The sequence below is a fragment of the Endozoicomonas sp. ALE010 genome (assembly GCF_049310165.1).
GTDB lineage: Bacteria > Pseudomonadota > Gammaproteobacteria > Pseudomonadales > Endozoicomonadaceae > Endozoicomonas.
In genome coordinates this window covers 120,667-145,094 of sequence record NZ_JBLYNV010000003.1, presented here as the reverse complement: position 1 = coordinate 145,094, position 24,428 = coordinate 120,667, and the positions used below count along the sequence as shown (strand labels likewise).

The following is a 24,428-nucleotide window of genomic DNA, read 5'->3' as shown; positions in this document are numbered from 1 at the left end:
CGGGGTGAACGGAGATTTTACACATCAAACTTATTGGAATGATGTACTAAGTAAGATTGAAAAAGGGAGCAAAAGTTCCATTTTCTTCCTGAGTAATATTTAAACGTGTTCTACGGTAACAGGCGGTTCATCCTGAAACTGCATCTTGTGCAGTTTGGCGTAATGTTCACCTTTCGCCAGCAGTTCAGTATGGGTTCCTCGTTCAATAATTCGGCCATGCTCCATTACCAGGATGCAATCGGCATTCTCAATGGTTGACAGGCGATGAGCAATCACCAGGGTGGTACGGCCTTTCATGATGCTGTCCAGGGCTGCCTGAATGTGGCGCTCGGATTCTGTGTCCAGGGCTGAGGTTGCTTCATCCAGAATCAGGATGGGCGCATCTTTAAGCACCGCACGGGCAATGGCCAGACGCTGACGCTGGCCGCCGGACAGGAGAACGCCGTCTTCGCCAACAATTGTGTGCATACCGTCCGACATGTCTTTGATGAACTCTGTGGCATGGGCCGCTTCTGCAGCCAGGCGGATATCTTCCTGATCGGCGGTATCCGCCAAGGCACCGTAGGCAATATTTCTGGCAACGGTATCATTGAACAGGGTGATGTTCTGGCTGACCAGGGCAATATGGCTGCGCAGGTTTTTCAATTCAAAGTCATTCAGGGGAACACCGTCAATCAGGATATCGCCTTCGGTATGGTTATAGAACCTGGGAACAATATTGGCGAGGGTGCTTTTGCCGGAACCGGATCGCCCCACCAGGGCGTAGGTTTGTCCGGGTTGAATGGTGAAGCTGATGTCTTGCAGTGCGGGTGATTCCGCGCCTGGATAAGCAAAACCAATCTGCCTGAATTCAACGCAACCGGTTACCCGGTCGCAGGTGTACTGGCCATGATTGGCTTCTGGTGTTTCATCCACCATGGCGAAAATACTTTCTGCCGCCGCGATGCCCTTCTGGATACTGGCGTTCACTTCGCTGAGCTGGCGGATCGGCTTGGGCAGCAGGGCGGCCGCTGTTACATAACCCACCAGGATTGCTGTAGTTGAGTCACCTTTGACAAACAGAACCATAAACAGCAAAAGGGCAAGGGCTATGGAGACAATAAATTGCAGAACCGGCGTATGGACGGAGCCCGCTTTGGCCAGCTTAAGGTTCTGGCGGGTATTGGCGGCACTGGAAGACCGGAAGCGATCACATTCATAACCTTCACCACCAAACCCCCTGACCTCCCGATAGCCATTAATGGTTTCCGAGGTGACATGGGTCAGGTCTCCCATGGAATTTTGCATATTTCTGCTGATCCTGCGGAAACGTTTGCTGGCATAGGCAACCACCATGGCGATGATTGGCAGTGCGGCAATAAAGATCAGGGTCATCTTCCAGCTGGTGTAAAACAGGAAACTGAGCAGGAAGACAACGGTCAGGCCTTCCCGGACGGCAACACGAATGGCATCGGTAGCCGCGGCAGTCACCAGGCTGACGTTATAGGTAATACGGGCAATCAGGTGGCCGGAGTTGTTGTTATCAAAGAATGCATTGGGCAGGTTGATCATGCGTTCGAACATCTCGGTTCTCAGGTCATGGATAACAAAGTTCGCGACCTTGGAGATGTAGTAATTACCCAGATAAGAGCCGATGCCCCGAACGATGGCGATAATGACCATCAGTGACGGGATCAGCCAGAGTGATGAAATGGCTGAGTTGGGCAGCCATGCCTGGTTTTGCAGCAGGGTGACCTCTTCGCCTTCCAGCGCCTGGACAAAGTATTCAAGCAGCTTGGCGAAACCGGGCTGGGTCAGGGCAAAGATAGCCAGGCCAAGGAGACTCAGGGCAAAATAGCCGATGTAGGGTTTTACGTAAGTCAGCAGTCGAAGGTAAATCTGCAGACTGCCAGGATTAGGGTTCTGTTCTGACATGGTATTGGATCATTTCCGGCTCTGGACAGACGTTGCCATGAGCGTAAGTGCCGCTTCCGATTAAAAGAAAAGTTTGGCTGGGAAGCACGTTCTGGCGGCATTTTCATTAAAATAAAAATGAACCCGCGAGCATAACAGCGATATCAGCCATTTAAAAAGCCTTTTTACCGGGCGTTTGCGGAAGCGCTTCAGGAAAAATAGCAGGTTTGTTTATTCGGTTGCGGAAAAAGGACAGGCTTAAAACCTGAATGTACTACTTAACCCGTCCGTTTTGACAAGCTGCTGATCAGGTATTACCTTTTGTAATACTCGAACCAGAGACCTCAGCCATGTCAACCAGCTCAATCACCAGCAAAGGGCAGGTCACCATTCCCAGTGCTATTCGGGAAAAATATCAGTTGCAACCCGGTGATAAAGTGCTCTTTCAAGAAAAAGACGGAGTCATCATCCTGACCCCCATGTCTGACGATATTGAAGCCCTTGGTGGTTGCCTGGCCCAGCACACCAATGGTCGCAGGGCATCGCTGGACGATATGGAAAAAGCCATTAAGGCGGGTGCTTCTGAAACCTGGATCAATCAACATGACCAGCACAAAGGCAAGTAGTAATGGACGGTATTGACACGAATATCCTTATTCGCTATCTGGTTCGAGATGACGAGCCTCAGTATCAACAGGTTCTCAACTTCCTCACCGGTTGCCAGAAGTTTTACATCAGCCCTCTGGTGTTGATAGAAACTGTGTGGGTGCTCAGTCATTTTTACAGGGTAGACCCCGAACAGCAATGTCAGAAACTCAGAGCTGTTTTGCACCTGCAAAAGTGCGTAACTGATCATTGTCCGGAAACCCTGAAAGCTCTTGATGATTATCAACAGGGTTATGATTTTGCGGATGCCATGATCGGGCATCATAACAAACAACGATGTGTAACAACCCTGACCTTTGACCGCAAGGCTTCAAGGTTGCCTGAGTTCAGCCTGCTCTGGCCGCAGTGATCGCCGGGAGGTGCAGGTCCTAAGGACCAAAGCCGGAATCATCATCTTCAGAATCACTGTCGCTGAAATCGGAAAGATCCGCTGTTGATGAGTCCCCCTCTGATCCCTGGTCAACGGAGTCGAGACTGCTATTGAAGCTGATAGCGGAATCACGGCGCTCATGAGCGTCACCTTTCAGATAGTCCTCCTGTTCAGAGATCAGCGCTGCCCGGTAATCTTCATCGAGATCATCTGCCCGGGCCATTTGCTCAAGACCCCTGACAAACTCTTCAGGGTCGATTAACGAAGCTTTCATACTGGCTGCCACACGGGCCTTGGCATTGAGAAAATTGTGATTTTTCGGACGGGTTTTCCAGAGTGGATTTTGCTGGACTGCATAACCTCGATTCATCAGCTCACCCAGCACAGAGTGAAACTGCTCCTCATTGAAAATCATGCAAATCCCTTCTGCCATATTTAATGAGGCTGGCAGAAAAGCGGTAATGGGATAATTGGCCTGCTCATCAGTGGCCAGACTGTGAACATCAACATTATGGTGAATAACCCGGTGTTTTCTGCCCAATGCCCGTTCGTAATAGCTAACCATATTCCGGGTTCGGTTTGACACATTGCCCATATCCGAGTCCTCCCTGAAGAGGGTTTGCCCGGATTCATCTTTTACCGAATAAAAATCGTTCTGCAGTTTTTTTTCCAACTGATCATAGCCAGCCAGTTTCTCCTGCAACACCTCTTTGGATATTTCCCCGGCAGCAAAGGATTTCTTCAGTCTCGCGCGATACTTGTCTACCTGCCGGGTGACAACCTGGTCTGATACTAAAGGTATGGGTAATCGGTCTAAACGCTCCAGATCCAGTTTCTCCAGGGGAAAAACCTCCATCAGTGGATCAATATCTGCGGTCATGGGCTGTGCCGTGTCGCCTGGCTCTGTTGCCGGCTGCGCAATCACCATAACAGGTGCTGGGGATATATGATCAGCGTCGTACACAGCCCATTGGCCATCGGGTTCTCTTATCAATAGCTGGGTATGTTCAGGCCCGTCACTGCGATTGCAGGCCCGTGTCTTGAAATAGAGACACGGATCACCGTGTTCATTGACCTGCTCATTTCGCTGATACAGATAGCCATTGCGTTCAAGCTCCTCAAGGCGGTTCTGGCTGATTCTTAATGGCACAGCCTCGGCGTACGGATTGCCGTGGCGATCTACCCCTTTCAGGCACTTTTCTGCCTGCTTGCTGTATTTTTCTATTTTACTGTCCCTGTCCAGGGCCAGTTTGCTGTACTGCTGAAGCACCGGAATGGTACCTGCCTGAGCCCCCCAATTACTGCTTTTTGCTTTGATTCTGAAATGTTTGGTGGGCCACCCTTCATCAATCAAGGTGCGACAGACTGGCTCCACAGGTCGGGTAAACAGTGCTGCACCGCGGTGATCAGCGGCCTCTTTCAGCTGGCTCAGAAGATTATAGGGGATTCCCTGGAGGGAGTGTGCTGCAACCCGTTGCAGGCCGGTGATTACTTTGTCCCGGGAAGTATGTTCCTGCACAGGGTCAGCCAGAGTGATCAATGAGTTACTGAGGCTTTTTTGTGAATCTTTATCCAGTCGGCTCGCAGTTCTGTCACTGTTAACACCCTTGCCAATATGGGTATCACTGCGCTCAGTGATCGGGGAAACCTGCCGGGTATTGGCAAACACCCCTCGAGTGTTATCGTTGGCCGGCCTGGGTTTATTTTCTTGAGCTGGATATTGAGTTGGTGTATTTGTGGTAATTTTTTTGGCCATAGTATGCAGGCTTCCCCAGCTCATCCCGTTGCGAGCGAAACTATCAATGTTTTGCATCGGCAGTCTTTGCTCCCTTTAAAGAACAGGGTCTCCACAAATTCTCATGACCAGCATAGATGGTGTTGAGGGTTTGTAATCTGAATTTTTGCGTCACCCTGCACAATGAAAATGCTCGAGGTGCAGGGCAAGCGCAGAGAAGTTTCCGGAAGAGATTGCGAAGTGTTGTCCCGGTTTAGTTGCCCATTAGTGGTCAGGAGTGGTTGGAGCGTTTGCCTGATGGAAGTTGTTTGAGCTGAAAGGTTTAAGTTCAGTCCTGCGAAAGTCTGGCGGGGAAGTTCAAGTGGGAAAGCCAGGGTCTTTCTTTTTGCTGGTTTCCCTTTTGGAGCACATGCAAGATTCAAGACTTGGCACTGGATTCCTCTTTCACCTTATGGAGATAGAACCGCACCTCAATTTTTCCATAATCAACATGGCCATCATTATCGATAGTGGCAGTACGACTGAGCGAGATGCGAGATTGACTGTCATATTTGAGAGGCTCTCCATCAGTAGTTCCTGCCCCCCCCGCAAGGGTTGGAATAGCGTTCATGCGGTAGGTGATGTCAGTGCTGTTGTCGTTACGTATCACATCGATAGCCAGCTCTGGGTTTTGTTGGGTTAGCAGCCCCCAATCGGGCATCATGTTAAACAGAGTACCCTGGAGACAGTAGAGCATATGATTAAGCTCGGTCTGGTTGATGTGGCTGAGTATCTGCATCTTTGTTTCGATCGGTAGCCCATCAAGGCTACTGATAATCTTGCCTTCTAACGCCTGACGAACTTCGTTGGCGGCATCCGTCTCATTATGATCCATCTTATGGCGGTATTCAGCGCATAGAGCACTATTGTCAAAGTTGACTCCATTGTTGTTGTGAATACGTACAGTGTTTCTGATCAAATCGACACCGATCTGGTTGGGGATGACAAGTTGACCTTGTATATCTAAATCGGCTTTCATGGCGAGCATATCGCTTTCATGGCAACTGTCACTGGGGATTCGCACCTCTCTTTCAATCTCAGCCGGTATGGCCAGATCCTCAAAAATATGGTCTGGAGCCTGCATAGTAGCAATAATCTTATCGTTGATTTTGGTCGCCATTTCACTGAGAAAGCGCTTGTTGGTATTTGGGCTGGAGAGGAGAATGCCTTTGTAGACATTGGGCATGAGAACCAATTGCTCTTGCAGGTAGTCTCGAAACAAAGCCAGTTGCCGGGTCGTGCAGGGTGGATCGTCCAGCATCTCGAGTTCATCCATATAGGCGTTGATGAGGGCCTTGATTTGCTGACACTGCTCTGAACTATTGTGGGTCGTGTCGGTGAGCTTTTTAGTTGAGGTCTGGATTTTCTCCTCGAGAATTATAAGCTGATCCTTCTCTTGTTTATTCTGTTTGAGGTCAGTGATCTTATGGGGTGAAGACAGGGTGATTTGGCGTTTCTCCAGACCAAAATCTGTCCGCTCATTGGATAATGCATGTCCAGCTTTGCCAATTGTTGGCTCAGCATCTGCTATTTGGGAAATTCGGCCTGTACTGGTGTTTTGAGTCTTCTTAGGATTGTTGTTGTTTGGTGGGATGGCTGGCTGACTTGGGGTGCTCTCATCGACCTTACTCATTGGCTTCATCCATGTGCGCTGTTGGGTATCTCCTGAAGTATAGGAAACGGATCAGGCATCTCACGATCAACGACTTTATGGCTTTGAGTGTTAGCAAATCCCTTCGGCTGGTTTCCGTCGCAATGTCAACGTGGTAACTCGGTTATATCTGGTCATATACGTATACCCGTGCACTTAAATGCCGGTAAGGCGGGCAGATATAAGGGTGTATAAAACTTGCGTATGAGTGGCGGAGTGGTAGGATTGCCGCCATTTTAGTTGCTCGGCCTCCTGGAGCAGACATATTTAAAAGTGTGTACAAATATGTGTACGAAAAAAATTTAAAGATTTTGAAAGGCGGAATAAGTTTTGGAAATTAATAAGTTAAGAAACGTTGCCATTATCGCCCACGTAGACCACGGCAAGACTACGCTGGTGGATAAGCTGCTGCAGCAGTCAGGTACTCTGGGTCGTAAGGACCAGGGCGCTGAGCGTATCATGGACTCCAATGACCAGGAAAAAGAGCGTGGTATTACCATCCTGGCCAAGAACACCGCGATTGAGTGGCAAGATTTCCATATCAACATCGTTGATACCCCGGGACACGCTGACTTCGGTGGTGAAGTTGAGCGGGTGCTCTCTATGGTTGACTCGGTTCTGCTGTTGGTGGATGCCGTTGATGGTCCGATGCCACAGACCCGCTTTGTTACCCAGAAGGCCTTTGAGCAGGGCCTGAGACCGATTGTGGTTATCAACAAGGTTGATCGTCCGGGTGCTCGCCCTGACTGGGTTATGGATCAGGTATTTGATCTGTTTGATCGTCTGGGCGCTACGGATGAGCAGCTGGACTTCCCGGTGATTTACGCCTCCGCACTGAACGGTGTTGCCGGTCATGACCCGGACAATCTGGCTGAAGATATGACACCGCTGTTTGAGATGATTACTGAGCGTGTGCCTGCGCCACCGGTCAATGTTGACGGTCCTTTACAGATGCAGATCAGTGCCCTGGATTACAACAGCTACGTCGGAGTTATCGGTATTGGCCGTATTACCCGTGGTGTACTGAAGCCTGGTCAGCAGATTGTGCTGGTGGATCGTGACAACAAGCAGCGTAAGGCCAAAGTGCAGCAGGTCATGGGGCACCTGGGGCTTGAGCGTGTTGAAGTGGCCAAAGCCCGTGCCGGTGACATTGTCTGTATTACCGGTATTGATAAGCTGAACATTTCTGACACGATCTGTGATCCTGAGCGTCCGGAAATGCTGCCACCGCTGACGGTTGATGAGCCAACAGTCAGCATGACCTTCCAGGTGAATGACTCTCCGTTTGCTGGTCAGGATGGCAAATTCGTTACCTCCCGTAATATCCGTGAGCGTCTTGATCGCGAACTGATCTCCAACGTAGCGTTGCGTGTTGAGCAGGGCGATGATGCAGATAAGTTCAAGGTGTCTGGCCGTGGTGAACTGCACCTGTCCGTTCTGATTGAAACCATGCGTCGGGAAGGGTTTGAGCTGGCGGTTTCCCGTCCACAGGTAGTGGTCAAGGAAATTGACGGCGTTAAGCAGGAGCCCTTTGAGCACGTGGTGGTGGACATTGAAGAACAGCACCAGGGACCAGTCATGGAAGAGCTTGGCCTGCGTCGTGCTGAACTGAAGGATATGGTACCGGATGGTAAAGGACGTGTGCGTCTTGACTTCATTATGCCGGCTCGTGGCTTGATCGGTTTCCGTTCCCAGTTCCTGACCATGACGTCAGGCAGCGGTATCCTGACCTCCATTTTTGATCATTATGGTGAAGTCAAGGGTGGGGAAGTCGGCCAGCGCAACAACGGTGTTCTTATCTCCATGGTGAATGGCAAGGTGTTGGCCTATGCGTTGTTCAGCTTGCAGGAGCGTGGCCGTCTGTTCATTAACCCTAACGTTGATGTCTATGAAGGCCAGATTATCGGTCTGCACAGTCGCGATAATGATTTGACGGTAAACCCAACCAAAGCCAAACAGCTGACTAACGTTCGTGCCGCGGGTACCGATGAGAATATCATTCTGACACCGCCAGTTCGTCACTCTCTGGAGCAGGCTCTGGAGTTTATTGATGATGATGAGCTGGTTGAGGTGACGCCCAACTACATCCGTATTCGCAAAAAGTTCCTGAAGGAGCATGAGCGTAAGCGTGCAAGTCGTTCAAAGTAATACTGGCGAATCACTGAAATACTGTATGCAAAACCCCACTTCGTGTGGGGTTTTTTTATGGCCCTAACCAGGGGTTGCCGGGGTATGGGACCGTGGTCGTTAGCTGAGTTATAATCGCTGCAATAACAAGGCATGCCACAAAGGTATAACCCGGTGATGCTATCCAGCCTTCCAGAAAGTGAGGGTTACGTTTTCCCTCCGCTAAAAAGTGTCTTTTCTTTTCATGTTTAACCCGTTTGTTTTTATCTGCCTTGTAGCGCTGTCGCATTTGTTCAATGTCGGCCGTTGTCAGGGGAGATACCGGGGGCCTGTTGCTTTTCTGGCTCAGTCGGTGAGAGACCAGAAAACCGTATTCCAATGGTGAGGTGAGTAATATGACCGGGTTGATGTGCGGGTTGTCGTAGAGTTCAGGAATGGCTGCAAACAGGTCTTCACTATTGTCCAGAACCACTGCTGGCGAGGATGTCAGATCGGTGCTGACGGGCCCCGGGCCCAGTATTTTGCTGGTGGCTATTCGGTTGTGGCTGATATCGATATCAACAATATTTAGATTCGCTGACAGGGCGATGCATTGCAAAACAGCATGCCGCTTCTCCTTAACCCCCTTGAAGTTCTCCAGCATTAACATTTCTGGGCAAACCCGGGTGTTGTTAATGGTGGTTCTGGTTAATAGTTCAAACAGCTTGTTATAGAGATCGTCATTATGGGCGAGATGCTTACCCAGTTCTGTGTGATGGCTCAACCAGGCCGCAAGGTCATCCTTGCTCTGCTCAAGGATGAACGTTTCAAAGACGTTTTTCTCTTTTTTATTTAGATTCAATGCTGGCTGAAGCAGTTGGTGCAGCTCACCATCCGCCGTTCTGCCTGCCGAAATAAGCAGTTGTGAAAGATAGTGATAAAATTGTTCGGGTCGACAGGTATGCAGGGCTTGTAAAGCCGTCAGGGTATATTGCCAGCGATCATGCTGTTGGGTTTCAGGATTGGTTGAGTAAATCTTAAAGCCCGTCCTGGCTACCCATTGCTGAATCATTATTTGATCATCATCAGAGAAGTACCGGGATGCTCTGGCGGGTATTACCATTAAGATGATCAAAAAGACCACAATTGTTTTAATTACTTTTCCAGGTTGGTATTTCATATTCTTCGGGCTGTTGCTGTTTTATTACCCTCTCCAGAGAGGTCGGTGTACGTAGCTGAATGGCGTGGTGTGATCAGTAGAGGATGTTTATGTTCTAAGTCTCAGACAGGTTGCCGCCGAATTAGTTCAAGTTATGTTTTTAAAAGTGACGACGTGCCCTTTGCCGCAATAACCGTTTAAGGTTAAGGTTAGGCATTGTTCTGGTGTTTTCCTGAAAGGATTTTCCATGCGCACCCTGTATCCTGCCATCAAACCCTACGCTACCCGGCACCTGCAAGTTGATGATATTCATGAGATATACATTGAAGAGTGTGGTTCTCAGGATGGGCTACCGGTTCTTTTCGTGCATGGTGGACCGGGTGCCGGTTGTACAGAGCACGATCGCCGTTTTTTTGATCCGGAAAAGTATCGGATTATTCTTTTTGATCAGAGGGGGAGTGGCCGCTCCAGACCCCATGCTGAACTGGAGCACAATAATACCACTGCACTGATTGACGACATGGAGTTGATTCGTGAAAACCTGGGAGTTGAGCGGTGGCTGGTATTTGGTGGCTCCTGGGGCTCAACGCTCTCGTTGTTGTATGCCCAGGCGCATCCGAAGCGTGTGTCAGGACTGGTTCTCAGGGGTGTTTTTCTCTCCCGGCAACAGGATCTTGACTGGCTTTATAAAGAGGGAGCCAGCAGAGTATTTCCGGATCACTGGGCGCACTTCCTTGAGCTGATACCGGAAGGTGAACGAGGCGATCTTCTGGAAGCTTATTATCAGCGGCTGTTCGGCGAGGATGAACTGGCCAGAATGAATGCTGCCAAGCACTGGTCTTTGTGGGAGGGCAATACGGCAACCCTGCGACCCAACCATGAACTGGTGGATCACTTTGCTGATCCACACCTGGCCTTATCCCTTTCGCGGATAGAGTGTCATTACTTTAAACATAAGTCCTTCATTAACCCGAATCAGATTATCGAGAAGATGAATCTGATATCAGCCATTCCCGGCGTGATCGTGCATGGGCGTTATGACATGATCTGTCCGCTGGATAATGCGCAGGCGCTTGCGGATCACTGGCCGCAGGCAGATTTGCAGATTATCCGGGATGCCGGTCACGCTTCCTGCGAGCCGGGCATTGTGGATGCACTGGTCAGGGCAACGGATGATTTTGCCCGAAGATTGGCTCCTTAAAAGCAGAGCGTATTGGAAAAACAACTCGAGATGCATCGATGAAAGGTTTGATTCAGCGGGTCAGTCATGCCAGCGTGGTGGTGGATGGGGAGACGGTCGGAGAAATCGGTTCCGGCATTCTTCTGTTGCTGGGTGTCGAAAAAGGGGATGACCTGGCTCTGGCGGATAAACTGCTGGAAAAAGTGTTGAAATATCGAATTTTCAGTGATGATCAGGGCAGGATGAACCTTGGTTTGCGCGATGTGAGGGGCGGCCTGCTTATTGTTTCCCAGTTCACTCTGGTTGCGGATACCCGTAAAGGATTACGCCCGGGTTTCAGCGCCGGGGCCTCTCCTGGGCAGGGAGAAAAGCTATATCACTACTTTGTTGAGCGGGCTGAAGCTCTGCATCACAATGTTGCCACCGGCCGCTTTGGTGCAGATATGAAAGTCTCTCTGCTCAATGATGGGCCGGTGACGTTTCTGCTCGAGTCTTAGCGTCAAATACCGAAAAACGGAATGGATCATCAAGCCCGGTAATAGGCTGATGATCCATATTTTGGCTACAGTGCAGCATTATCATTCTCGGAAGCATCTGTTTCGACCGTTTTGAATACCTCCATTTCAAACTCAGGCTTGCCATTGAGGGGAAGCAAGGGTGGCATGCCTTCAGCATCTTCCTTGTTGAAGAAACAGTAAGTAGACTCATCAACAGGGAGTGGCTCGTAGGTGTAATTTACATAGCCCTCTTCCACTCCTTCAAGTTCCACATCTTCAGCTTCCAATCGCGTCGGGTCAAAGTCGCTTTTGTCAAGCTCGGCCAGATAACGCTGATGGTAGAAGTATGGAGTAATTTTATCGGCAATCGCTACAGGCCCCGGGCTTACTGCTGCAAGGCCGGAAAATATCACCTGGCCGACAGGGTAATAGTATGGGCCAAAAAACGCATTTGCTGTTAGACAGCAAAGCTGCTTTGCAAAATAGCCAGTAACTGTATAGTCGACAACAGCTTTAACAGCCCTGGGGCCAAACTGTACAGTTATACCTCCGCCAATACGTCCAGCTACGAACATGGCTAAAGGTCGAGACACGGGCTCGGAATAACTGATAAACCTCTTGGTTAATCGGGCTATTCCACCTGGTATGGCAGAACCAATCATGGTTAACCTCCTTATTAAAATTCTTTTGAACTATTGTTCTAGACTATGAGGTTTCGGAAAAGTTCCGCCAATGTTGGCTAATTGGGCAAAATAATTGCAAATAAGGCGATAGATGGCCTGACATTGGGTGTCAGGCGGGTATTATTACATCTGCTCGACGGTTTCAATGCCCAGCAGGCCAAGACCCAGCTTCAGGGTTCTGGCGGTCAGGGCGCAGATCTGCAGGCGGCTGTTGCGCAGGTCTTCAGAAACGCCTTCCTTGTTCACCGGGCATGCTTCATAGAACTTCATAAAGGCACCGGAGATGTCGTACAGATAGGCGCACAGCTGATGTGGCAGGCCTTCTCTGGCAACGGATTCAATGGTTTCGCTGAAGCGGCACAGCAGCAGGGCCAGCTCCCGTTCAGCATCGTTCTCAAGCAGGATATCACCAGTGAGGTCAGACTCGCTGATACCGGCCTTGCGGAAGATGCTCATGATCCGGGTGTAGGCATAGAGCAGGTAAGGTGCGGTATTGCCCTCAAAGGCCAGCATGTTATCCCAGTCAAAAACATAGTCGCTGGTCCGGTTTTTGGAAAGGTCCGCATATTTTACCGAGCCAATGGCCACAGAGCGGATCACATTTACCTTCTGTTCTTCTGAAAGGTCGCCGGATTTACTGGCAATCAGGGCTGCTGCGCGTTCTTCCGCCTCGTCCAGAAGGTCTGCCAGCTTGATGGTGGTGCCGGCACGGGTCTTGAACGGTTTGCCATCTTTGCCCAGCATCATACCAAAGGCGTGGTGTTCCAGTGACGCGTGGTCAGACGCAAATCCTGCCTTGCGGGCAATGGTGAATACCTGGTCGAAATGCTGTCCCTGGCGTGCATCTACGTAATAGAGAACGCGATCGGCGTTCAGGGTATGGCAGCGGTGACGGATCGCCGCCAGATCGGTGGTCGTGTAAAGGAAACCACCTCCGGACTTCTCGACGATGACGCCCATTGGGTCGCCATCCTTGTTTTTGAACTCATCCAGAAAGACAACCCTGGCACCGTTGTCTTCGCTCAACAGTCCCTGTTCATCCAGCAGCTTAATGATGACTGGCAGACTGTCGTTATAGGCGCTTTCCCCCATCACATCAGCAGTGGTCAGTGAGACATTCAGGCGGTCGTAGGTATCCTGGTTGTGTGACAGGGTGGTATCCACCAGTTTTTTCCACAGTTTCAGGCAGTACTCGTCACCGGCCTGCAGGCGGACCACATAGCTTCTGGCGCGGGTGGCGAAGTCCGGGTTGTCATCAAAATGCTTCTTGGCTTCGCGATAGAACGTTTCCAGGTCAGAAAGCTCCATGCTCATGGCTTCCTGGTTCTCTTTCTCCAGTTCTTCCAGGTGGGCGATCAGCATGCCAAATTGCGTACCCCAGTCCCCCAGGTGGTTCTGGCGGATCACCTTGTGTCCGAGAAACTCCAGGGTTCTGGCGGTTGAGTCACCGATAATGGTGGAGCGCAGGTGGCCAACGTGCATCTCTTTGGCAACGTTCGGCGCTGAGTAATCAACCACCACGGTTTGCCTGTTGTCGGTCTGTGCAACTCCAGCCCGGGGATCGTGGACGGCAGACTGAAGACTGCTGGCCAGCCATTGGGGGGCGAGGTGAATGTTGATGAAACCGGGTCCGGCAATGTCAACCTTGCTGGCAATGCCATCAAGGTCCAGATTATCAATCACTTTTTGTGCCAGTTCCCGTGGGTTCATACCCATTTTTTTGGCCGCAGCCATCACGGCGTTGCACTGGTAATCACCAAAGTTCGCCCGTGTGCCGGGACGAACCATGGCCGGGGTCTCCTCTGGAGCACCCGCAGCAATAAGCGCTTTGATGACCTTGTCTTCAAGCAGCTTGAGAATATTCATGCATGAGTCCTTGGTTAAAACTCGCTGGAATTTAAATGGCGGGAATGCTATCGAAAAAGGCCATTTGTCTCAATAGAAGCAATCGCTGTGCTTGAACTTATACCAGTAAGGCTGGAGATAATGGTATCTTTATCCGGTTGTGTTCATAAACAGCCGGACAAACACAGACCTGACAATAGATAAGTTGAGAGATATGACATCCAGATCAAACAATAGCAGGCGGGGAGCCAGTAAATCGACCAATGCCGGTAAATCCGCCGGTGTGTCTCTGCCCAACTGGGCCTGGTTGCTGGCAGGTCTGGTTATTGGTGTGTTTGCTGCTTTTCTGGCAGGGCTGACGCCCTCTGCCAAAGATGTGCGCAGCGTCGCCGGGCAGGTCCAGTCATCGTCCGGGGATGAACAGAAAAAAGATAATCAGCCGGTGTTTGATTTTTATACCCTGCTGCCCGAGTCGGAAGTGACGGTATCCATTGCGGAGCCGGAACTGAAACCGGAACCAGTCTCTGCCAGAAAAACAGAGAGTAAGCCGGATCAGAAACCGGCAGCCAGCGCTAAAAAATATCTTCTGCAGGCTGGTTCCTTCCGCAGCGACAAGGATGCCGAGCGACTCAGGGCGCAATTGCTGCTGGAAGGTTTGACTCCCAAAGTCGAGAAAGTCAGTGTTGGCACAGGGGAAACCTGGCACCGGGTGCAGCTGGGACCATTTACCGACCGGGTCTCACTGCACAATGCCCAGGAAGTGCTGGCCAGCAAAAACATTGATAGTCTTTTGTTACAGTTGAAATAGAAAAAGCACCATTGTGGGCGGGTTTTCTCTTCCGCCCCTCTTGATAATTTATTTCCCTGCCCCATATAAAGCCTTGTTATCCGTTTTTTTATTAAGGAGCGAGCCTTGGAACAGTATCGTGGCACAACTATTCTGTCGGTACGTCGTGGCGGCAGTGTGGTGATCGGTGGTGATGGCCAGGTTTCGCTGGGTGATGCCGTAATCAAGGGCAACGCCCACAAAGTACGCCGACTGTATAAAGGTAAAGTGATTGCCGGGTTTGCCGGTGGTACCGCTGATGCCTTTACCCTGTTTGAGCGTTTTGAAGCCCAGCTGGAAAAACACCAGGGACGACTGACCAAATCAGCGGTTGAGCTGGCCAAAGAGTGGCGAACCGAGCGGGCCCTGCAACGTCTGGAAGCCATGCTGATTGTTGCTGATGCCACGGCCTCCCTGATCATCACCGGTAATGGCGATGTCATGGAGACGGAAGATGGCATCCTGGCCATCGGTTCCGGTGGTTTTTATGCCCAGGCAGCTGCCAAGGCACTGTTTCATAACACAGAAATGGGTGCCCGGGATATCGTTGAAAAGAGTCTGGGTATCGCCGCAGATATCTGTGTCTACACCAACTCAAACCAAGTCATCGAAGAGCTTCCTGCAGCTTGAAACAATAGCGATCTAACGAGTTTCTGATATGTCAGATATGACACCCCGTGAAATTGTCCATGAGCTGGACAAACATATTATTGGCCAGGACGAGGCCAAACGCGCTGTAGCGATTGCCCTTCGGAACCGCTGGCGCAGAATGCAGTTGAATGAAGATCTGCGTAACGAGATCAGCCCGAAAAATATTTTGATGATCGGCCCCACCGGCGTTGGTAAAACCGAGATTGCCCGGCGTCTGGCCAAACTGGCCAATGCACCGTTTATCAAGGTGGAAGCCACCAAGTTTACCGAAGTGGGTTATGTGGGCCGCGATGTCGAGTCCATTGTCCGTGACCTGATGGATGCTGCCATCAAAATGCTCCGTGAGATGGAGATGGAGCGCGTTCGTCACCGTGCGCTGGATGCCGCTGAAGAGCGCATTCTGGATGCCCTGCTGCCGCCTCCCCGTTCTTTTGGTGAAGAGTCGTCTCAGCCTCAGGACAACTCAACCCGTCAGGTGTTCCGCAAAAAACTCCGTGAAGGTGACCTGGACGATAAAGAGATTGAGATTGATGTGCGTGAAGCGGCCATGGGTGTTGAAATCATGGCTCCTCCGGGCATGGAAGAGATGACCAGCCAGCTGCAGAACATGTTCTCGAACCTGAATACCGGCAAATCCAAAAAGCGGAAGCTGAAAGTCAAGGATGCCATGCGTCTGGTTCAGGAAGAGGAAGCGGCCAAGCTGGTTAATGAAGACGAGCTCAAGACCAAGGCGGTTGACGCTGTTGAGCAGAACGGTATCGTCTTTATTGACGAAATTGACAAAGTGGCCAGGCGCTCCGGGGCTTCCAATGCCGATGTCTCCCGTGAAGGTGTGCAGCGTGACCTGCTGCCATTGATCGAAGGTTGTACCGTTTCTACCAAATACGGCATGGTGAAGACAGATCACATTCTGTTTATTGCCTCCGGTGCGTTCCACCTGGCCAAGCCTTCTGATCTGATTCCGGAGCTGCAAGGACGTCTGCCCATCCGTGTTGAACTGAAAGCGCTCTCTTCTGAAGACTTTATGCGCATTCTGACCGAGCCGGATGCATCTCTGACGGAACAATACCAGGCGCTGATGGCCACAGAGTCGCTCAATATCGAGTTTGCCGAGGATGCCATTCGCCGCCTGGCGGAGGTTTCCTGGCAGGTGAATGAGCGTACTGAGAATATCGGTGCCCGCCGTCTCCATACAGTGATGGAGCGTCTGCTGGAAGAAGTCTCCTTTGGTGCAGCAGATCTGGCCTCAGCCCAGGATGGCGCGCCACTGAAGATTGATGCGGCTTATGTTGATAAACACCTGGGTGAACTGGTTCAGGATGAAGACCTGAGTCGTTATATCCTCTGATGTTTGATAGGGAGTGGTCAGTTGGTCACTCCTTTCACTCTCTTACTCTTTTCTATGAGTGGAACCCCCGCCCGAAATGACTACCCCAATTCCTTCCGCCATTAAACTGCATAAGCGCTCCAAAACCCTGGAGATTCAGTTTGGTCATGACACGTTCCAGCTGGAAGCGGAGTTTCTCCGGGTATTAAGCCCATCTGCCGAGGTTCGTGGTCATGGCAACCCTGTTTTGCAGACCGGTAAACTGAATGTGGCCATCACCGGCGTGGAAATGGTTGGCCAATATGCCATCAAGCTGGTGTTTGATGATGGGCATAACAGTGGGATTTATGACTGGGGTTACCTCCATGAGCTGTGTCATAACAAAGAAGCGATGTGGGATGAGTACCTGCAGGCTCTGAGGGATGCCGGTGCCAGCCGTGATCCGGACGTTTCGGTGGTTCGTCTTTTTCAGTAACTTGACCTTAATGCCCTGCCTGCTACGTTGCATGTGACATAACCACCATTATGAAAACTTAGCCACGGAGGCATTATGTCTACCAATATTAACCAGTCCAAAACCACCTGGAAACGTGTAGAAAGTCACAGAGAAACATTGCGTCAGGCTGGTTTGCGCCCTTTACAGATCCGGGTTCCTGATACACGGATCAAGGGCTTCGGTCTGGAGTGTCAGCGACAATCTGCTATGCTCAAGTCCGATAAACTGGAACGCGACACCATGGACTGGATTGAACAAACCAGCGACGATGAGGGCTGGGCATGAAGCGCGGCGACATCGTTACCGTCTCAATCAAGGGAGACGATGGCAAACCCAGGCCAGCCTTAATCATCCAATCCAACCTGTTTCCAGAACACCCTTCGGTCACTCTTTTGCCAATCACAGGAGAGTTGAGGGATGTGCCCCTATTTCGCTACACCCTGTTTGAAAGTAAAGAAAACGGGCTCAACAAAACCTCTCAAGTGATGATTGATAAAATCACCACTATAAAAGCAGACAGAATCGGCAAAACCATCGGCTCACTCAGTCAACCAGAACTGACAGAAGTCATCCGGCTGATGGCCTTGTGGTTGGGAATGGCCTGAAAGCACTTCATCCACAACGGATTCCCGGGAGCGCGAGCAATCAGCAATGCACGACAATTGCCATTCATCATGGTCAGGATTTCGGCCCAGGGATTGTTCTGCCTTTTCGAGCATCAAGATCAGCTGCTTACGTTGTTTCTTCCTGGCCAGTTCCAGGGGTGTCTGGCCATGGCAATCCCTGGCATGGATATCAGCGCCGCTATCGATCAGAACGGGCAAAGACCCAACGGCATTTCCCTTAACCGCAACATGCAGCACCGTCTCGTCTGTGCTGGTGGTCGCATGGATATTTGCCCCGTTACAGAGCAGGAATTGTGCACTTTCTACCTTGTCTTTCTTTATGGCCATGTGCAGGGGCGTAAAGCCTGCAGCCGACCTGTTATTAACATCTATCCCTTTGTTAACCAGGATCTGGGCACAGTCGATCTGGCCACACTGGGCAGCGATATGCAAAAGAGATATCCCTCCCTGCAACTGATTGAGGGAAATTCCAGTCTTTTCCATCGCATCAAGCAACAGCTCCATGCATGCGGTATAACCAAGGCGGACAGCGTGGCATAGGGGGGAGTAGTTGTTGTCATCCAGGGTAGTGATATCGGCATTGTTGTCGACCAGAACCTGCACACACTGCCTCTGATCGCTTATGGTGGCCAGGTGCAGGGGAGTCTGGCCACGTTTATTCTTGAAGTTGATATCCGCTTTGTAAGCCAAAAGAAGCTCGACACTTTCCAACTGGCCCAACTGTGCGGCTATATGCAAGGGGCTCAATTTCTTATTACTCCTGGCATTGATATACACCGAGTCTTTGTGATTCAACAGCACAGTCATACAGGAAATCCTGCCAAACTGGGCAGCGATGTGCAGGGGGGTATGGCCCATCCCATCCTTTGGATTAATGCTCGCCCTTTTGTCCATCAACAGCAACCGAAGGCATTCGCTGTGACCATGTTTGCTGGCAAAATGCTGGGGCGTCCATCCCCCACCGCGTTGGGAGCTTATGATCAGCGCCTGATGCTCAAGCAAGACTTTCATACATTTCACACTCCCTTCCCGGGCAGCAATATGCAGAGGCGTCAAGCCATAAAGAGTCCTGGCATTGATATCAGCCCCCAGCCTGATCAAGGTCTGCAGATACTCCACACTGTCGAACAGGGTCGTATTATGGAGGGGGGTATTGTGGCCCTCTGTGAGGGCATGGATATTGGCACCATGCCTGATCAGGATGTCCACAGAATTCCGCTGGGGAGTCTGGGTGGCCCGGTGCAGAGCGGTTATACCGTCACGGTTGACCGCATTGACGTTGTGCCCGGCACCAAGCAAAAGCTCCACACATTCAACGTGTCCATGGTCGGCGGCGCTGTGCAGTGGCGACCAGCCAAGGATGGTGCTGGCTTCAAGAAACCCGGCACCATGAGCCAGTAAAAGTTTTATACACTCTGGATACCCTTGATGGGCAGCGTTGCTCAGGGGTGACAGGTTCCTGTTGTTGCGGCAGTTGACGTTTGCCTGCCGGTTCAGCAGTAATTCCACGCACCGGGCCTTGCCAGCCAGGGCTGCCAGGTGCAGGGGAGTAGAGCCGTCGTTGTCCCTGGCGTCAAGCAGGCTGACATTGCGATTGAGCAACAGTTCCATAAAATTCACACCGCCACCAAGGGCGGCAATGTGCAGGGCTGTCTGCCCATTGTCGTCTTTGGCATTGACATCCAGCCCTTGATCAAGGAGCACTTGCAAGAAATCGATGGGGCCACTGCGGGTGAGAACATGCAGGAGTGTCTTGCCCTTGTCCAGAATGGCGTTCACATTGGCACCATGATCGAGCAGGATTTGTGCACACTTGCCATGACCATTAAGAACGGCAAGGTGCAGTGCCGTATGATGGTGATCACAGGTGGCATCTATATTCTCTTCATACTTCACCCAACTCCTCTCACTCCTCTCACTCCTCTCACCGTGCTTCTCTCTGCGCCCGGTGAAGAGTATGGCTGCCACACAGGCATCATGCCCCATCATAGCTGCGAGATGCAGGGGGGTAGTGTCAAACAGGTCAATTTCATTGCCAGCCGCCCTGAATTCAAGAAAACGCTCCACACACGTCACTTGACCATGCAGGGCAGCACTGTGCAGGGGGCTTCTGCCCATACTGTCCCGGATATTCATATTGGCACCATTATTGATCAATGTTTTGACACACTGCTCGTGGCCATATCCTGCGGCAAAGTGCAGGGGTGTCACGCCGACAGAGGAGACGGCATTGACATTGGAATTATGGTTAACAAGCATCTGTACACACGCCTCATTGCCCGTCTGGGCAGCAATGTGCAGCAGCGTGACATGGCCGCCGTAAAATGCTGAGTAAAAGCTCTGACGGGCCAGCATCGGCTCCCGATCCAGCCAGCCAGACAACGCCTCCATATCCCCGGAACGACAGCATTGCAGGGGTTCATCGAGAACAGCGGCCTGGTCAAGCAGTGGTTCAGCTGCACTGCCATGGCCAGGTACCTGCTGCACAACATCGACACTGCGCTGGGCAATCCCTTTAGAGTTGTTCAGCCAGGGAGTGATGCACTGTTCATGATATCGATGCTGACAAGTGGCAACGGTGATTTCTTGTTGATCAGCAAATGTCTGCTGGCACACGGGGCAGGAATTATTTAAAACGAAAGGGACGGCAGGGGCTGGCGAAATAGCAGTATTCATCAGATCTCCTGACTAATGGTGGATGACCATGGGAAGGCAAGAGAAGCGTAGCAGAGATATTTTGGCTTGCAGGGATTATCGCCAGGGAAAGACCGGGCTGTGTCAGCGGTTGGATAGGAAGAGCCGGATAAGGGAGGCCTTCAAGTCCGGAGCTGTGAGCAATTAATGAACGGTTTGTCACTTTTTTTGTCTTAATTCATGCTTGTTCAGCTGGTTCTGGTTATTAGACTTCAATTGCCCACCAGTTTTCATGCCTGCTGATTGCATCAGTCTTTAATCTGTCCATCCATTAGCCGGGGCAGAGCAAAGCAACGTTAAAACATTATTATCAGAGGAGCTAAAAGATGATCAATTTAACCAATAATCAACGGCCTCCCCAACTTGATAAGCCCGTCTGTCTCGCACAAGTTCATCAACCAAAAAAGGATGTAACCACTAAAGATCCTGAGTCTGCTTTTAACGGAAAGCCGGTCACTCTTGCCGAAGCTACCCACCCAGCCCCGGTGTCGGGATCAACCGTAACAGATATAGCCCCGGAGTTGGCATCAACTGTGATAGATATAGATATGAGACCGGAGTCGACATCGACCGTAATAGATATGGCAATATTGGCAAGGAGTGTAAAACCCACTTCTGAACCTGCCTCATTACCTGAACCACACCTTGATGATCTTGTTTCCTGGTCTCAGTTGCCGCCGCAAATCAAGCAGGAACTAACACCCTGTCATCACCTTCTGTTTGCTATATATCTGGGCTTACCCATAGCGGAAATCAATAAAAAAAATATACAACACAACCTTGAGCACTCAACACAAAAATTTGATTATTTGTCCTGGTATTCACAGCAGCATGGACTGGCCCGGGAAAAACTTACCATACCCCATGGCAAATTGCTGACCATGCTGGGGGGGATCTCAAGGCCCGATCTGGTTGCACGGTACTGTGACATCTTTGGTATTGCCGTTGATCAAAGACAGTTCTGCGGTGAATGGCCTGCCGGTGTCCGGGCTGTTGACGACAATGCTGCACTGAATCATGAACTGGATTTTTTCAAGTTGCACAAAATCTTCATTGGTGATGAATACCTCCGCTCTGTCCCGACCGCAACCGTGGCTTATTGCGCTGGATACCCGGAACTGATGAAGGATAAGGATTTGCGACAACGCTCCATTATTGTTGACAAGTGTCTGTCAACCCCCCTGCTACTGAAAAAAATTCTGGATACCAAAGAGGGGCGAATGACCGTAAATGAGCTGGTAAAAATATTGAGCAATCCTGAAATTATGGCCATCAATACTGCACACCAGTTAATTGAATCCCTGAAAGGGTTTCCACCTCGTTTTAATTTTTCTGAACAACACAGTTTGAGTTTGAGAAATCAGATTCACCATTATGCCTATGATCTTGGAATGATAGGAGTGGATGCTGAATCTTTCGCTCGTGCACTTGGGTTGCCGCTGCACATAATCCAGAAAATTCTCTATAGAATTTGTAAAAAAGAACCCGGCTACCTGTATATCACAAAATTACTGCATGCAGCATTCCGTTGTCTGCCCCAACTTACTTCGGAACATGTTGCGTATGCTTCGTCGCAAGCTGTTAAGTCCAGCAACTGTGTTGAGAGATTAGAGGATTTGATCGCTGGAAAAATAAAACGTTATCCCTGGTTTTGCGTCTCCAGTCCTGAAAAGCCTCCCGTCCTCAAACCGCTCTTCTGGCAGGATGTGCACAATGATGGCACAGACCCGGAGATGACCGGTTCGAAACCGCTGACGCTGGATTTTTTGAGGTGTTTGCCATTGAGCCACAACTGGTATTTGATTGGTCTTACCATGGGATTGTCACCGGATGAGCTAAGTCATATTGGCAAAAAAACCAAAGTAGACTTCAGGGTATCGGCAAATGAACTCAGTCTTGCTGCTTCTGAGTTGTCCCGGATACTGGCTCAATCCGAGAGAGGACTGGAAACAGGACATCTCTATCAGGCACTGCAATATTTGGATGATCAAGCGACACTGGCTTACTTTCCTGAGCATCTGTCAGTCCATCCTGACAAACCATTACCAGAGCACATCGCTGAATCCGTTGAAAGTGGAAGATCAATAGCCCATCTTTTGCGCACTTACAAGACAGAGGAACTGGAACGTTTTCTGAAGTTGTTCAGTAATTATGAGGAAATGAAATACCAGCTGCCCAAGGTCTATAAGGTATGGGATGGAGTTTGGGAAAAAGGTAAATATTACGAACCCGGTAAACCCTATGTAGCCTGGTCTTCAAGAAGTAAGGCAAAATGAAAGCTGGGGTCTTTGTTCTTAACGCAAAACAAGGGAAGCCGAAACTGGCTTGGTTTTATCTTTTGAAGCGATTCAAGATTTATGATTAGGGTTACCTCCATGAGCTATGTCTTAACAAAGATCACTCTTCAATAAATCCTTGGGATCTGCCGAGCGACAGGCTTTTTTTTGCTTGACCGGGATAAAAAACAAAATTTGATTGTCTTGTGTAAGTAAATACAAACAGAGGTTTCAAGACCATGAATATCAGAGGTGAACACACTACTGCTGCCAGCTCTTCATCTCCGGCACCTGCTCAAGCCAATGACAAAAAAAACAAACGCAAAAAAACGGCAGCAAAACGCGAAACACCACACCCGGTTGAACATTCCAGCCAGCCCGCAACGGGTAAAAAAACAAGAAAGATGATCGTACCGGAAAAAATTGTCGAGCCCATGATGTCGTCCACCCTGACCACCTCCAAAGCGTTGAGCGAGCAACAGAAAAAGCTGAGCAAGCAACTGGTTGAGGCGGCCCGAACTGGCAACAAGGAGGCCGTGGAAGCATTGCTTGATCAGGGCGCGGATATCAATATGAACTGGAAGGTACATGAATGTCCCATTGCCGCAGCAGCCGGGGAGGGTCATCTTGAGCTGGTGCGCTACCTCCATGAGAAAGGCGCAAGGACCGACAAGCTTTTTGCATCACCGATCATGGAAGCAGCCAAATATGGCCATGTTGACGTTGTAAGTTACCTGCATCAGGCAGGCGTCAGTGAAGATATCTGCATAAACTGCGACACCCCGATCGATGCAGCCATCGTTGGGGGGCACATTGACGTAGTGAAGTACTTTATTGAACACGGTGTAAACGTCAACGGCTCTATGAAAAGCTTTAACATTCCCCTTTACCTGGCAGCCAGTTCGAAACACCTTGATATAGTGGCATTACTGGTTGAGAACGGTGCTGACCTTGACGGTTGCAAAACAGGCCGTAACACCCCGATCTGGATTGCGGCCAAAAAAGGCCACCCTGATATTGTGAGTTTTCTGGTTGCAAAGGGTGCTAACGTCAATGCATTCAGTTCAGGATACGATACTCCGATCTGGGTTGCGGCCCGAGCTGGAGACCATGAGCTGGTTAAGTACTTGCTCGAACAGGGTGCGGATCTGAATGCCAACAGTACCGGCTATGGGACCCCGATTCTTGCTGCGGCCCTGGCCGGTGACCGCAATCTGGTCAAGTACTTGCTCGAACTGGGTGCGGATGTGAATGCCAACAGTGTCGGCAGCCTTACCCCGATCTGGGCAGCGGCCTCGGCCGGTCACTACGAGTTGGTCAATGACTTGCGCCGTGCAGGGGCAACCTTTGAAAAAAACAGCACAAAGCATGAAACCCTCATCTCGGCAGCTGCCATGGGCGGAAGCATCAAACTGGTTCAGGAATTGCTCCAGGAGGGCGGTTACATCCGAACCCGTGGTGACTACATTCCCCTGATAAATCGGGCGAAGGATCATCACCGGACTCAGCTGCAAGAATACCTGAAAAAAGAATATGATCTTTTGCCAGACCCGCTTGGTCCCAAGCCTGGGAAAAAAAGAAAAAAACGCTGATTCGACACCTGCCTATGTGGCAGGACCGTTGCCAGGGTAGCTGATAAACACTTCAGCAAAATGAACTTATGAACCGCACAACAGTCTGCTTTTTATATTTTCATGAATTAATGAAA

General features: G+C 50.4%; 20 protein-coding genes. 13 read left to right on the top strand and 7 right to left on the bottom strand.

The genetic code is table 11. The annotated features are described in order from the left end of the window. Positions 1 to 99: 99 nt before the first annotated feature. On the bottom strand, positions 100 to 1,914 hold the full coding sequence (gene msbA, locus ACO6UY_RS02745; RefSeq protein WP_422446461.1) for a lipid A export permease/ATP-binding protein MsbA: 1,815 nt from the start codon (positions 1,912 to 1,914) through the stop codon (positions 100 to 102). Between the two features lie 329 nt (positions 1,915 to 2,243). On the opposite strand from msbA, the gene ACO6UY_RS02740 reads away from it, so the two are divergent. Next, positions 2,244 to 2,519 carry an AbrB/MazE/SpoVT family DNA-binding domain-containing protein gene (locus ACO6UY_RS02740; protein WP_422446459.1) on the top strand — a complete coding sequence of 92 codons (276 nt, stop codon included), beginning with the start codon at positions 2,244 to 2,246 and terminating at the stop codon, positions 2,517 to 2,519. A gap of 2 nt (positions 2,520 to 2,521) precedes the next feature. Further along, positions 2,522 to 2,908 (top strand): PIN domain-containing protein, encoded by a 387-nt coding sequence (locus ACO6UY_RS02735; RefSeq protein ID WP_422488996.1) that lies wholly within the window; start codon positions 2,522 to 2,524, stop codon positions 2,906 to 2,908. Between the two features lie 19 nt (positions 2,909 to 2,927). Here ACO6UY_RS02735 and ACO6UY_RS02730 read toward each other — a convergent pair whose 3' ends face one another. Together ACO6UY_RS02730 and ACO6UY_RS02725 are read right to left on the bottom strand one after the other, a co-directional pair. Next, the gene (locus ACO6UY_RS02730) at positions 2,928 to 4,742 is read right to left on the bottom strand and encodes an anthrax toxin-like adenylyl cyclase domain-containing protein (RefSeq protein ID WP_422488994.1); all 1,815 of its coding nucleotides are present in this window, start codon (positions 4,740 to 4,742) and stop codon (positions 2,928 to 2,930) included. A gap of 340 nt (positions 4,743 to 5,082) precedes the next feature. After that, entirely contained in the window at positions 5,083 to 6,336 is a 1,254-nt protein-coding gene (locus ACO6UY_RS02725) for a hypothetical protein (RefSeq protein ID WP_422459466.1), read from the bottom strand. Positions 6,337 to 6,684: 348 nt separating this feature from the next. Between ACO6UY_RS02725 and typA the strand changes: the two genes are divergently transcribed. Beyond that, the gene (gene typA, locus ACO6UY_RS02720; protein ID WP_422466083.1) at positions 6,685 to 8,502 is read left to right on the top strand and encodes a translational GTPase TypA; all 1,818 of its coding nucleotides are present in this window, start codon (positions 6,685 to 6,687) and stop codon (positions 8,500 to 8,502) included. A 55-nt stretch (positions 8,503 to 8,557) separates the two neighbouring features. Here the strand turns inward: typA and ACO6UY_RS02715 are convergent, their stop codons facing one another. After that, positions 8,558 to 9,640 carry a hypothetical protein gene (locus ACO6UY_RS02715; RefSeq protein ID WP_422488992.1) on the bottom strand — a complete coding sequence of 361 codons (1,083 nt, stop codon included), beginning with the start codon at positions 9,638 to 9,640 and terminating at the stop codon, positions 8,558 to 8,560. 226 nt (positions 9,641 to 9,866) lie between these two features. Here ACO6UY_RS02715 and pip point away from each other — a divergent pair, with 226 nt between their 5' ends. Further along, on the top strand, positions 9,867 to 10,820 hold the full coding sequence (gene pip / locus ACO6UY_RS02710; RefSeq protein ID WP_422488990.1) for a prolyl aminopeptidase: 954 nt from the start codon (positions 9,867 to 9,869) through the stop codon (positions 10,818 to 10,820). A gap of 38 nt (positions 10,821 to 10,858) precedes the next feature. Next, a complete protein-coding gene (gene dtd, locus ACO6UY_RS02705) occupies positions 10,859 to 11,296 on the top strand; it encodes a D-aminoacyl-tRNA deacylase (protein ID WP_422488989.1) in 438 nt (145 codons plus the stop codon). A gap of 65 nt (positions 11,297 to 11,361) precedes the next feature. Here dtd and ACO6UY_RS02700 read toward each other — a convergent pair whose 3' ends face one another. Both ACO6UY_RS02700 and argS read right to left on the bottom strand, forming a co-directional pair. Then, positions 11,362 to 11,958, bottom strand: a complete 597-nt coding sequence (locus tag ACO6UY_RS02700; RefSeq protein WP_422488987.1) for a hypothetical protein — start codon at positions 11,956 to 11,958, stop codon at positions 11,362 to 11,364. Between the two features lie 144 nt (positions 11,959 to 12,102). Then, positions 12,103 to 13,845: an arginine--tRNA ligase gene (gene argS / locus ACO6UY_RS02695; protein WP_422488986.1), complete on the bottom strand. Its 1,743-nt coding sequence runs from the start codon at positions 13,843 to 13,845 to the stop codon at positions 12,103 to 12,105. A gap of 193 nt (positions 13,846 to 14,038) precedes the next feature. On the opposite strand from argS, the gene ACO6UY_RS02690 reads away from it, so the two are divergent. The 6 genes from ACO6UY_RS02690 to ACO6UY_RS02665 all read left to right on the top strand — a co-directional run bounded on the left by ACO6UY_RS02690 (position 14,039) and on the right by ACO6UY_RS02665 (position 17,729). Then, positions 14,039 to 14,632 carry an SPOR domain-containing protein gene (locus ACO6UY_RS02690; protein ID WP_422488984.1) on the top strand — a complete coding sequence of 198 codons (594 nt, stop codon included), beginning with the start codon at positions 14,039 to 14,041 and terminating at the stop codon, positions 14,630 to 14,632. A gap of 105 nt (positions 14,633 to 14,737) precedes the next feature. Next, positions 14,738 to 15,280 (top strand): ATP-dependent protease subunit HslV, encoded by a 543-nt coding sequence (hslV, locus tag ACO6UY_RS02685; RefSeq protein WP_422446439.1) that lies wholly within the window; start codon positions 14,738 to 14,740, stop codon positions 15,278 to 15,280. A 28-nt stretch (positions 15,281 to 15,308) separates the two neighbouring features. Then, entirely contained in the window at positions 15,309 to 16,649 is a 1,341-nt protein-coding gene (gene hslU / locus ACO6UY_RS02680) for an HslU--HslV peptidase ATPase subunit (protein ID WP_422446437.1), read from the top strand. 76 nt (positions 16,650 to 16,725) lie between these two features. Then, positions 16,726 to 17,103 (top strand): DUF971 domain-containing protein, encoded by a 378-nt coding sequence (locus tag ACO6UY_RS02675; RefSeq protein WP_269673216.1) that lies wholly within the window; start codon positions 16,726 to 16,728, stop codon positions 17,101 to 17,103. Between the two features lie 75 nt (positions 17,104 to 17,178). Further along, positions 17,179 to 17,409, top strand: coding sequence for an antitoxin MazE family protein (locus ACO6UY_RS02670; RefSeq protein ID WP_422446434.1), 231 nt, complete (start codon positions 17,179 to 17,181; stop codon positions 17,407 to 17,409). Further along, the gene (locus tag ACO6UY_RS02665) at positions 17,406 to 17,729 is read left to right on the top strand and encodes a type II toxin-antitoxin system PemK/MazF family toxin (RefSeq protein ID WP_422446432.1); all 324 of its coding nucleotides are present in this window, start codon (positions 17,406 to 17,408) and stop codon (positions 17,727 to 17,729) included. Before ACO6UY_RS02670 ends, ACO6UY_RS02665 begins: the two co-directional genes overlap by 4 nt. Here the strand turns inward: ACO6UY_RS02665 and ACO6UY_RS02660 are convergent. Then, positions 17,664 to 20,426, bottom strand: a complete 2,763-nt coding sequence (locus tag ACO6UY_RS02660; protein ID WP_422488983.1) for an ankyrin repeat domain-containing protein — start codon at positions 20,424 to 20,426, stop codon at positions 17,664 to 17,666. The genes ACO6UY_RS02665 and ACO6UY_RS02660 overlap by 66 nt on opposite strands. Positions 20,427 to 20,770: 344 nt before the next feature. On the opposite strand from ACO6UY_RS02660, the gene ACO6UY_RS02655 reads away from it, so the two are divergent. Together ACO6UY_RS02655 and ACO6UY_RS02650 are read left to right on the top strand one after the other, a co-directional pair. Continuing rightward, on the top strand, positions 20,771 to 22,720 hold the full coding sequence (locus ACO6UY_RS02655) for a hypothetical protein (protein ID WP_422488981.1): 1,950 nt from the start codon (positions 20,771 to 20,773) through the stop codon (positions 22,718 to 22,720). A 239-nt stretch (positions 22,721 to 22,959) separates the two neighbouring features. After that, positions 22,960 to 24,312, top strand: coding sequence for an ankyrin repeat domain-containing protein (locus tag ACO6UY_RS02650; RefSeq protein WP_422459450.1), 1,353 nt, complete (start codon positions 22,960 to 22,962; stop codon positions 24,310 to 24,312). The last annotated feature ends 116 nt before the right edge of the window (positions 24,313 to 24,428 follow it).